This is a genomic window from Oceanobacillus caeni (assembly GCF_042678465.1).
In the GTDB taxonomy this organism is placed as follows: domain Bacteria; phylum Bacillota; class Bacilli; order Bacillales; family Amphibacillaceae; genus Oceanobacillus; species Oceanobacillus caeni.
In genome coordinates this window covers 1-11,687 of the sequence record NZ_JBHTKV010000048.1, presented here as the reverse complement: position 1 = coordinate 11,687, position 11,687 = coordinate 1, and the positions used below count along the sequence as shown (strand labels likewise).

Annotated in this window: 5 protein-coding genes and 1 pseudogene; 1 reads left to right on the top strand and 5 read right to left on the bottom strand. The window is 32.7% G+C overall.

Annotated elements, in window-relative coordinates; all coding sequences use genetic code 11:
- Positions 1 to 126 precede the first annotated feature (126 nt).
- The 4 genes and pseudogenes from ACFQ18_RS17555 to ACFQ18_RS17540 form a co-directional block, all read right to left on the bottom strand.
- Positions 127 to 1,662 (bottom strand): glycosyltransferase family 2 protein, encoded by a 1,536-nt coding sequence (locus ACFQ18_RS17555; RefSeq protein WP_204798812.1) that lies wholly within the window; start codon positions 1,660 to 1,662, stop codon positions 127 to 129.
- Between the two features lie 15 nt (positions 1,663 to 1,677).
- A complete protein-coding gene (gene galU, locus ACFQ18_RS17550; RefSeq protein ID WP_204798811.1) occupies positions 1,678 to 2,550 on the bottom strand; it encodes a UTP--glucose-1-phosphate uridylyltransferase GalU in 873 nt (290 codons plus the stop codon).
- Between the two features lie 14 nt (positions 2,551 to 2,564).
- A pseudogene (locus ACFQ18_RS17545) lies at positions 2,565 to 3,716 on the bottom strand (CDP-glycerol glycerophosphotransferase family protein); the annotation flags it as partial.
- A 192-nt stretch (positions 3,717 to 3,908) separates the two neighbouring features.
- The gene (locus ACFQ18_RS17540) at positions 3,909 to 7,247 is read right to left on the bottom strand and encodes a CDP-glycerol glycerophosphotransferase family protein (RefSeq protein WP_204798809.1); all 3,339 of its coding nucleotides are present in this window, start codon (positions 7,245 to 7,247) and stop codon (positions 3,909 to 3,911) included.
- Between the two features lie 376 nt (positions 7,248 to 7,623).
- Between ACFQ18_RS17540 and ACFQ18_RS17535 the strand changes: the two genes are divergently transcribed.
- Complete coding sequence (locus ACFQ18_RS17535) at positions 7,624 to 10,440, top strand: SH3 domain-containing protein (protein ID WP_204798808.1); 2,817 nt, start codon at positions 7,624 to 7,626, stop codon at positions 10,438 to 10,440.
- Between the two features lie 144 nt (positions 10,441 to 10,584).
- On the opposite strand, the gene ACFQ18_RS17530 is transcribed toward ACFQ18_RS17535, so the two are convergent.
- Positions 10,585 to 11,229 carry an O-antigen ligase family protein gene (locus tag ACFQ18_RS17530; RefSeq protein WP_204798807.1) on the bottom strand — a complete coding sequence of 215 codons (645 nt, stop codon included), beginning with the start codon at positions 11,227 to 11,229 and terminating at the stop codon, positions 10,585 to 10,587.
- Positions 11,230 to 11,687 lie beyond the last annotated feature (458 nt).

The window sequence follows — 11,687 nt, the reverse complement described above, 5'->3', positions numbered from 1 at the left end:
GATTCGGACACAACCTTTCGTTAGTTTAATATTAATGACTTAACCAAGTTGTGTCCATAAATCTATACTACATCTATCAGGCTAATTCATTAATTATATAGCCTGATTCTTCACTATTATAAAACTCTACTTAAGAGAAAAGCCTATATTACCAGCTTTTGTAGTATAGAATTGGAAATTCCTCTTCTTATAAGTAATACTATTTTCATTAATTCTTTTAATATTTACTAAATGATGACCGTTATATCTTATAAACACACTGAACAATGAATTGGTTAAAGTATTTAAGTCTTCATAGCTCACACGAAATTCACCCTTATTACCGGTTATTTTAACAGGAACTGTTAACTCATTATCCGTATTATTTCTATCTCTTATTAAAACATGTTCTACTTCACTGATTTCATCTCCGTAAATTTCGAAGTTTTGAACATAATAATTATTTTCTACATAGGAGTCATTTGCACGAACAAATAATTTTATTGGAATTAATTTATAAATATGATCCTGATCGAATGAGTAAACATCATAATACGCTTGTCCATCTTTTATGACAATGTGTTTATTCCTTTCCAATTTATACCACTTAAACAAATCAATAAAGTCCTGTTCTTTACCTTGTAAAACTAATTTTGCAGCCACTTGATAAAGTGGCGTATCAAAGGATTCAATTATATTATATGGACGATCTTTTAAAATATTTAACGCTTCTCTAATATATTTTATAAAACCCTCTTTATTGTCACTTCTAACAAAGACAAAACTGTCACAAGCTTTGATTAAATCATACTCAACTAATCTTTTCATAATTTCTCTCTCTATATTAGTAGGCAATTCCATATCATAAATGGTTTTAAGTATTTTCATATCTGCTTCTCTTTTATATAGTACATCGGTTGTCTTTGTAAGAGAGGCATTATTTTCATTCATTCTGTTTAAGTAACATACAGTATCCTTAATAGTAGAAGCAAAATTACAATGAGTTAATACCCTTAGAAGAAAATGCTTATCTTCTCCAAATTTCATTTCCGGAAAACGTATGTCATTTTCTTTCAAAATTTTTGTTTTAATTAGTTTAGATTGTGGACCCATATAATATAATAAATATGGTATATCAAAGGGCGACATATGATATCTATTTTTATATGACATAAATTCCGCATGGATACTTTTAGATGAATCATCCACTTTAATCGTTCGTCCCGTAACAAAATCATCATTATTCCCATCCATTGTTTCTACTAACTTTTTAATTCCATCCTCTGCCAACCAATCATCAGAATCTAAAAACAGAATTTTATCCGTAGTAGCTAATTCAATTCCCACATTTCTAGGCATTGCTGCTGCGCCAGTGTTTTCTTCTAATAACACTACCGTTATATTTGAATATTTTTTTGAATAATCCACCAATATTTCAGCTGTATTATCACTTGAATGATCATCAATTATAATAAATTCTATTTTATCAAATGATAACGTCTGATTAATAACAGAACTTACACATTTTTTTATATGCTGTTCAGCATTGTAAGCTGCTGTTACAATTGTTACTTTCTTTTCACCCTTAAAAAGCCTCTTTTTAAGCGACTTTGGATGATTAAATACTTTCGTCTCTTTATTGTTCAACATTTCTTTTGCTTTTTCAGATAAATGTTTATCCATTATATTCCCTCTTTTTTAACCTTTTAGGTTCGGTTTAATACTTTCAATATACTCTAATAATGGTTCTCTTAAATCTTCTCTTGCTAAAGCAAATTCAATAGTTGTCTTAATAAAACTTAATTTTTCTCCGACATCATATCTTTTTCCCTCGAACTCAAACCCATAAACATCTTGAACCTTATTTAAGTTCTCAATTGCATCGGTTAATTGTATTTCACCACCAGCACCAATATTTTGCTCCCCTAAGAAGTGGAAGATCTCAGGTGTTAAGATATACCTTCCTATAATAGCCAAGTTAGAAGGTGCTGTCCCTATTGGAGGTTTTTCAATAAATCTTCTTACTTTATATCGTTTTCCTTCAGTGGATACCGGATCAATAATACCATATTTATGTGTCTCAGTTTCAGGTACTTGTTGAACACCTATAATAGAAGAATTTGTCTTTTCATGCTCGTTCATAAGCTGTTTCAGACACGGAACCTCACTTCGAACAATATCGTCACCAAGTAAGACTGCGAAAGGTTCGTTACCAATAAATTTCCTCGCAGACCATACTGCATGCCCTAAACCCTTTGGTTCCTTTTGCCTAATGTAGTGTATTTCTACATTTGCAGATTTTCTTATCTTTTCCAATAAATCAAATTTCTCTTTCTGAACTAAGTTTTGTTCCAATTCATATACACTATCAAAATGATCTTCAATTGCCCTTTTTCCTTTTCCTGTAACAATAATAATATCTTCTATACCAGAATTAATGGCCTCTTCTACAATATATTCTATTGTAGGGCGATCGACAATAGGAAGCATTTCCTTTGGCATTGCCTTTGTTGCCGGTAAAAAACGTGTCCCAAGTCCTGCAGCAGGAATAATGGCCTTTTTTATACTCATTTTCAACATCCTTTTTATTGAAATACCTGGTCAACGACTCTCTTAGTAGCCTGACCATCTTCCAAATAACAAAACCTTTGATAGAACTCTTTAGTGGTTTCAGTGGGAATAAACCCTTTTTTCTCTATTTTCTTTACCTCACTAATAATTTCTTCTGTAGTTTTTAATAGTGGGCCGGGCGCTTCCTTTTCAAAATCAAAATAAAAGCCCCTTAATTTATCTCTATATTCTTCTATATCATACACAAAAAAGAGCATTGGTCTTTTTAGTAGCGCAAAATCAAAAAAAACTGAAGAATAATCGGTGATTAAGTAATCAGCAATAAGATAAAGTTCACGAATATCCTCATGGCTAGAACAATCATAAATAAATTCTTTATAAGCTGTTAAATCGATGTTTTCTGCAACAAGATAATGAAGTCTTAATAAGATAACAAAATTATCCCCTAATTCCTTCTTTAATCTATCTAAATCCATTTGTAGATCAAATTTATATCTACCTTTAGAATAAAATTGATTATCTCTCCAAGTAGGAGCGTATAAGATAATTTTTTTATCCTTTGGTAGCTGAAGAGAATCCCTAATATTAGCCATTGTATCATCAGTACTATTAATCAAGAAGTCATTTCTTGGATAGCCTGTTTCAAGCATGGATTTATTAAACTTAAAAGCCCTTTTAAATATCTCTGAAGAATAACCATTGGGTGATACTAAATAATCCCATTTTTTGGCTTCTTTTATGAAGTTTTCTTTATATTTGATAGTATCTGTTCCAGGCATATGGACTTCATCCATATCGGCAGCTAGTCTTTTAAGCGGTGTTCCATGCCATGTTTGCAAATATATAGTATGTTCTGGTTTGGGAATCCATAATGGCAAACGGCTATTAGATACCCAATATTTTGATCGCGCCATGATTATTATCCACTTAAGCGAAAATCGTCTAATAGCATTTACATTTTTATTTTCAAAGACCTTTTTATGTCTACGGTCATAACTCCAGTACAATTCATATTGTGGTTTATGTTTCACCATATATTCATAAATCGCTCGTGGATTATCACTATATTGCTTTCCTAAAAAACTTTCAAATATAACTTGATTCCTTTTTGGTGGAAGTTTTCCAAATAGGAAAATTAATACCTTAATTATTCTCTGAACTAATTTAGTGACTTTCCCTTTCATGACATCACACCCTAATATTACTTTAGAAAACTTGACATCCGCCTAGATTTTGAGCGAATGCCTACGTTGCACTTATGCAGGAAGAAAGTTTTAAACTTTTCGATCTGCTAAAAAATGAGATACCTATCACCATTAAATAGGTATCTTATAATCATGAACAATTATAAACATTTGCTACTTTTTATTTTTAAATATTTTATCAACAACTCTCTTACTAGCTAAACCATCATCTAAGGAACAGTACTTCTCCTGAAACTGAGAATATTTCTTTTCGTATTTAGCTGAAACTGTTTCAATATCTTGAACAGTTTCAATAATTTCCTCTGTATTATAAATTAGTGGACCCGGAGCTTCGTTTTCAAAATCCATATAAAAGCCCCTTAAATTATCACGATAATTATCCAGGTCATAGGTATAGAATAGGATTGGTTTACCTGTATTCGCGAAGTCAAACATAACAGATGAATAATCCGTTATTAATATATCTGCCAATAGTTGCAACTCCTGGATATCCGGATATTTAGATGCATTAATGACAAAGCCTTTTAGATCCGGATCAATCCTTATTTTATTACTCACAACGACATGCATTCTTAGTAAAATAACGTATTTGTCACCTAGTAATTCTTTCATTTTATGAAGATCCATATTAATATCAAATGTAAATTTATTCTTCTTCGATGTTTGATCATCACGAAATGTCGGTGCGTATAAAATAACTTTCTTGCCTTCCTCTATATTAAGGGTATTTCTAACCTTGTTAATGATTTCTTCTTTATTATCCTGATAGAAGATATCATTTCGTGGATATCCATACTCTAATACTTCCCCATCATATTGGAATGCACTTCTAAATGCCTTTGTCGCATATTCACTCGGTGAAATGAGGTAATCCCAATTTTTCACCGCATTTCCTACTCGTTCTACATAATCATCAGTTCGACCATGGACTTCTTCAATATCATAGAGCATTTTCTTCAAGGGTGTCCCGTGCCATGTTTGTAAATAAGTCGTTTCAGGACGTTTTTTAATATAGGTTGGGAAATTTTGGTTATTTACCCAATATCCTGCTCTTAGTAGATAGTAATAGTATTTCGGACTTAACCGTTTCACACGCATAGTATTCGCATCATTAAAACGGTGGTTCCGGTTATAAATCCACACTTTCTTATAATCCAATTCTTGTCGATTAATTTCGTCATAAATATTTTTTGGACTGTCTCCAAACTGCTTCCCAATTCCACTTTCAAACACAATTAATTTTGGATCCACTGGAATAACTTTGGAACCTACTTTAAAGAATAGCTTCATTGTTGGAAAATAGTACTTACTCTTTCTATATTTATTAAAGAGTGCTTTTGACAACATATCTAGCTTAGGATTATCAATGACTCTTTTTTTCACTTGGTTATTTTTTACTACTTCATAAATTCGTTCTGAAGCCGAAGTGTCACGATATTTAATGAACTTATTCGCACGAGCTTTATATTCCTCTTTCATGACAAAATCGTTCTTCGCATACTCTTCAAGCAATGCAATAATTTCTTCGCTATCATTACATATTTCACCCGGAAGATCATTATTTAGATCTAAGTGAGAAGGCCTCTTACCAATAAAACGAGAACGATCAAATTGATAGTAAATCACTGGTTTGTGAAGGAAACTGAAGTCAAATCCCACACTGGAATAGTCCGTAATCATAAGCATGCTTTCTTTAATAAGCTGCTGAACATCAACTTCTCCCTGGTTAATCACTTTTACTGCGTCATTTTCAAAGAACTTAGAGAACTTCTGCATGTTCGGATGTAAGCAAAATAGAATATCAAAATCTTGTTTCTTGGAAAGTTCATGTAATTCTGGACAATTAATTAAATACTCATATCGCTCATAATATTCACTTTCTAAGAAGGCTTCATCCGTTACGATCCAATCACGCCACGTTGGGATAATTAAAATCTGTCTCTTTATTTCAATATCTTTCTTAAATAGCGTATCAAATCGAGAAAGACCTGTTACAAATACTTCTTTCGGATGATAGCCGAAATCATTGACAATCATTTCTTTCTCAAAATCAGAACTTACAATGAATAAATCCGTATCAAATCCGGGAGCATTTTTCCCATAGTTCGCTACCATATTCTTCGTACCCATGACCCCATGCTGCAGGAACACTTTTGTTGCTTTTACTTTCCTTTTAAATGTACCTGTTCGAATGGGGTACAAATAATCTGGGTGATGAGATGAAATAACTTTTTTCGATAGTAACGTATATAAAATATGTTTCTTAGAACGATAGTCAATAACATTTCCATATTTCTCTACATTGCGCTTTTCCGGAGAATCTGGATCTATTACATAATAAACTTGCTTTTCAGGATAATTCTCTCTCATATGTCTGAAAAATGCATATCCCGTATCTTGTGCTTTATATGTTCTCTCCCCAACAAGCCAAATATCTTTATTTCGATTCATAAGTCGAACCAGCCATGCCCAACGCATGACTCTACGCATATATTGATACGTTTGAATCGGGTATTTATATACTTCAAAAGATAGATTGAACTTCTTAAATGTAAAATAAGGATTGATGACCATTGCTTCATGATTATCTTTGGCATACAGTTCCCTTAAGAAAAGCTTCGCTCTAAAGGTAGGTCTTCCGATACGAACCATTTTCGGTTCCCATTTATCGTGAACATTTAGTTTGAAGAATAAATCATAAACATCATCATCTAATACTCTTCCTTGGTTCATATCTTTCAAGTTTATATTTGCAACATAGGTATAGCGATTCAATCCATACTTTTTCTCTACTTGTTCTTGAAGTTTATGAAACGTAATCTCACTTGAAGTTAAATGATGATCCGTATCCCGACCAACTAGAACAATCTCCCCATCCTGAATAATCGAATTTCTAGAAAAAATCTTTCCTTCAAGTCGCAACGTTTGATTTCTCTTTTTCGCTTTATCAATTTGTAGCCTAATCGGTGAGTCCGGTTCAGCATTCACAATGATAGATAAATTCCCTTTTGTAGATATGTAATTAATAAGAGAAAAATCATCTTGCGTGTAAAACTCCAACCCTTCTATTCTTGTCTCTTGGAATCTTCCTAGTCGAATAAAATATTCTACATAGAGAACATCATTTTCTTCTACTAACTTCAAATCATCGGATTCCTTCCTAGAATGAGTGATGGAATCATATAGGGTTCTGACTTTAAAATACCAGTCAAATGTCTCTCCATCATTCTCCTTAAGTAAATCCGTTAATTTTTCTAAGGGAACTTCGAAATTGAACGAATTGGAAGGAGTAATTTCCGCAATTTGGTGCTTTTTCACCTCTTCATCACGTGAAAATAACCATAATTGCTTGGCAGTAAAATCCTCTCTACGAAATGCTCCGGCAATCCGAAGCGTATTTGCATCTTGAATAATGTCTAACCTTTGTTTAAGTTTTGGTTTTGGCTTTGTTTTCTTTTTCGTAACTCTATTTTTTATCCATCGTAATATCATACAAAAATCCCTACAATCATTTTTAGTTTAGTTTTTCTTCTTTTATCGACAATATGCATTATCACAACATAAAGAATCGATTGTCGAATCCTTTTTTACTCTATAATACTACAACTCTATATTATAGTCTTCACAACTGTCATATTCAAACTTCATGAGCACATTTCTTTTTTAGGAAAAAACTACTAAATTCTTCAAATTACCACTTAACATTTAGTCCCATTTATGGAATAATATGGGTTGTTATGCTCATAGTTTCGAGGTGAACACATGAAATCTACTTTAAACTCATCATAATATGACAATTTCATAGGGGGTATAAAAAATTTTTAAAAAAATAAGTCTCTTTTTGTCTGCCTTTATATTGGTGTTCCATATGGTAAGTACACCCGTTTTAGCAATGACTTCTACTAAACAGGACATTCCACAAGAACAATCTATCATTCTATCAAATGAGGAAAATGAGGAAATTCCATTATTTGAAGAAGCTTCTGATACAAGTGACGTACTAATTTTAATACCGAATCACGAGGAAGTCGTTGTTTTAGAAACAATGGAAAAGTACACCAAAGTAGAATTTACAGATGAGGAAACGGAAGATGTATTTCTAGGTTACGTGTCGAATGACTTCCTTGAATTAGACGATATTGAATTCTCCTCTGAAACTTCATCGGGGAACAAGGAAACTGATGAATCAGTTCTAGAAGATGGTACGATTGATGAAAATGAAACTGATGAATCAGCTCTAGAAAATGATACGATCGATGAAAACGAAACTGATGAATCAGCTCTAGAAAATGATACGATCGATGAAAACGAAACTGATGAATCAGCTCTAGAAGATGATACGATCGATGAAAACGAAACTGATGAATCAGCTCTAGATGATGATACGATCGATGAAAACGAAGAAACAGAAGGTACAGAAGAAAATCTATCTGAGGTTGAACCCGAAGAACATGCAGATGATGATCAACAGGTACCGACTGAAGAAGAACTTCAAGAATCACAAAAAAAATCAAATAATCTAGAAGAAGATGAGACAAAAGAAGTAGATGAAGTAGAAAAACAAGAAACGAAAAATGATGATTCAGTTTCTGAAGAAGAAATCACCGAAGAAAAAAATACACCTGCGAAGACAAATTTTGTCCAAACTATGAGTAAGAAAGTAACTACATATAATGGTGTTGCTTTAAAAAACAAAACAAAAGTGTACCAAAAAACATCAAGAGATTCGAAAGTATTGAAATCTTATGATCAAGGATCCATTCTTAAATACCAATCCCACTCTTCTAACTGGTACACAGCAACAGTGAAAGTGAATGGAAAATGGCAACTAGGATTTATCCCTGTAAGTGATGTGGAGAATATTAAGAATCAACAAACAATCTATCATGGTACTGCAGTAAAGAATCCTACTAAAGTTTACCAAAAGGCTTCTACTGGATCGAAAACATTAAAATCATATTCACAAGGTTCTGTCCTTAAATATAAGTCTTTTTCATCCAACTGGTATAAAGCTACGATTTACGTTAACGGTAAACGTAAAACTGGTTACATTCACAAGAATCACGTTAGTAATGCAGTAAGTAAACTAAAAACATACCATGGAATTGGATTAAAGACTCCTACTCCTGTTTATCAAAAAGCTTCTACTGGATCAAAAGTTCTGAAATCATATAAACAGGGAACGATTCTAAAATATGAATCTTTCACGTCTAACTGGTATGAAGCTACGGTTTATATTAACGGAAAACGTACTAAAGGATATATTCACAAATCCCATGTAGAAAACGTAGGTGGTTCCCAAAGTAATCTTGAGGGAATCGCTAAAACAACTACAAAGATTTACTCCAAAGCTTCAACTAATTCAAGCGCATTGAAATCCTATACGAAAGGTTCCGTATTAAAATATAGAACTTTTTCATCTGGTTTTTACGAAGCTACAATTTATATAAATGGTAAAAAGACTACAGGTTATATTGATAAACGTAATGTTGAAAATGTGTTAAAAAAACCTAAGACATTAAAAGGTAGTGCACTTAAACATCCAACTAGAGTTTTTAAGAGTGCTTCGAAATCATCAGGAGTACTAAAGGATTATTCTTTCGGTTCGAGTTTGAAATTCCAGACATTTACAAACGAATGGTATAAGGCGAAAGTATATATTAACGGGAAGCCCACAAATGGATATATCCATATCAATGATGTTTCAGTTGGAGATTTTGAAGTGAACACGAATTACGGCTATTCCTTTAAAGAAATGGTAGATAAACAAATGAAAGCTGATCCACAGTCTAATGGTCAAGGAACGATTAAAGCAAGTCGTGGGGAAGTGGAATTTTACGCTAATCCTAACAACTTCCCAGTTGCAACCAATGAATTCTTCCAATTCTTAGTTCTGTCTGGCCCAGCTGGATTAGATGCAGCAGAAGTAAATAAAAAAATCCTTAACCACACTGCAGGGAGTTTACAAGGAACAGCGCAATACTTCATTAATGCTGGTAAACAATTTAATATTAATGAAGCATATTTAATTGCTCATGCATTACATGAAACTGGCAATGGTAGGTCTGATTTAGCGGTTGGTATTCCTGTAGATGCTAATGGAAAAGTGACAAGGAATTCAAAAGGAGAAATTGCAAAGACTTCTAAGACGAAACACAAAGTTTACAATATGTATGGCTACGGTGCTTACGATGGTTGTGCAGTGGAATGTGGTGCTAAATACGCTTTTGATAAAGGATGGTTCTCTCCTGAAGAATCTATCATTGGTGGAGCAAGTTCCATTCATAGCTACATCAAACGGGGCCAAGATACATTGTACAAAATGCGTTGGAATCCAGTAAGCCCTGGATACCCTCAATATGCAACCCATGTACAGTGGGCAACCGCACAAACAGGCCGCTTATATGATGTTTATCAATTACTAGATAGCTATACCGCATTATTCGATGTACCAGAATTTACAAATCACCGCGACTATAAAGATGGTGTCTACGGTAGAGTGGCTACTAGCTCATCCAGCTTGAACTTCAGAAGCGGGCCTAGCACTAGTTACGGTAAAGTTGGAAACTTGCCAAAAGGTGCTAAAGTGCAAATCGTAGGATCTGAAACAAATGGATGGTACAACGTGAAATATAATGGTACTTCTGGTTGGGTAAGTGCGACTTATATTAATTTAATATATTAATAGAGAATTTATTATACGTAGTTCAATAGAGCATATCAAAACATTGTGATTGGTATGCTCTTTTTTATCGGGGAATTAGAAGAAGGTTATCCTACATGGTTTGTACCTTCAAGTTAAATACTATCAGCCCTATGCCTACATACTTTATTCATTTTTTATGTCCTCATTAAAATTGATACCTATGGTGATGATAAGCCATTGTAGAATGGCGATTGAATAATTGTTTTGAAATAACGTTAACTCTACGCTTTCATATGCCAATATAGCAATAAAGAAAGCAGCAGATAATTTTGCAAGACTGCTTTCCCTATTTTTCAATAAAAGTTTCCAAATGGTGTACAGGAAGAAAAGAAAAATAGCAAAACCAATAAAACCTACTTCAATTAGTATTTGTAAATATTGATTATGGGCAGTTAATGGAATAGTAATTATGTCGCTTGCTCGTATTCCCATTCCATAGCCAAAGAAAGGTTGTTCAGTGATTTTTACAAATAACTGTTCCCAAATCTCGCTTCTACCAGAAAACAAATTTTTATTTGTATATTCAAGTGATAACTCATTGAGTGAATTCCCCAATTCTGTCTCCTTTAATTTTGTATAAATAAATAGAAATACAAAATTAATAAAAAGAATTAAGTAAAGTAAGTTGGAAGATACCTTTTTCATACGACTTAGTATCATCCACGCGATTAGCATAATCAAAATTGCTAACAGAATAGAACGGGAATTTGTAATATAAATTAAAAACAGATTAGCCAGTAATACAATGGAGAAATAAACTTTTTCCATGATCGAACTGCTATATTTCCACGAAATCATTTGGAAATACAACATACAAAATAGTAACACACCTAAATAATTCGGGTTATTATAGATACTTGCAAATCTATTTGGAAAACCTAGAATATACCCGTGTATCCATATAAAAAGAAAGAAAACACTTGTTATATACCCTAATAATTTTACAATTTGTAAATTCCACTTCATTCGAATAGATCCCAAAATAAACAAAAACAAGAAGATAACTTGTAAGAAATAAGTAATGTCCTCGTTTTTTGTGAAGATAAAGCTAATCGTATTAATTAAAATAAGTAAGGAAATAGATAGGTAAATCATTTTAAATTTGTCAAATTCCGCTTTATGATAAATTAAACTTCTAATTAAAAATAGTAGATGTAGTATAGATTTATGGACACAACTTGGTTAAGTCATTAATATTAAACTAACGAAAGGTTGTGTCCGAATCA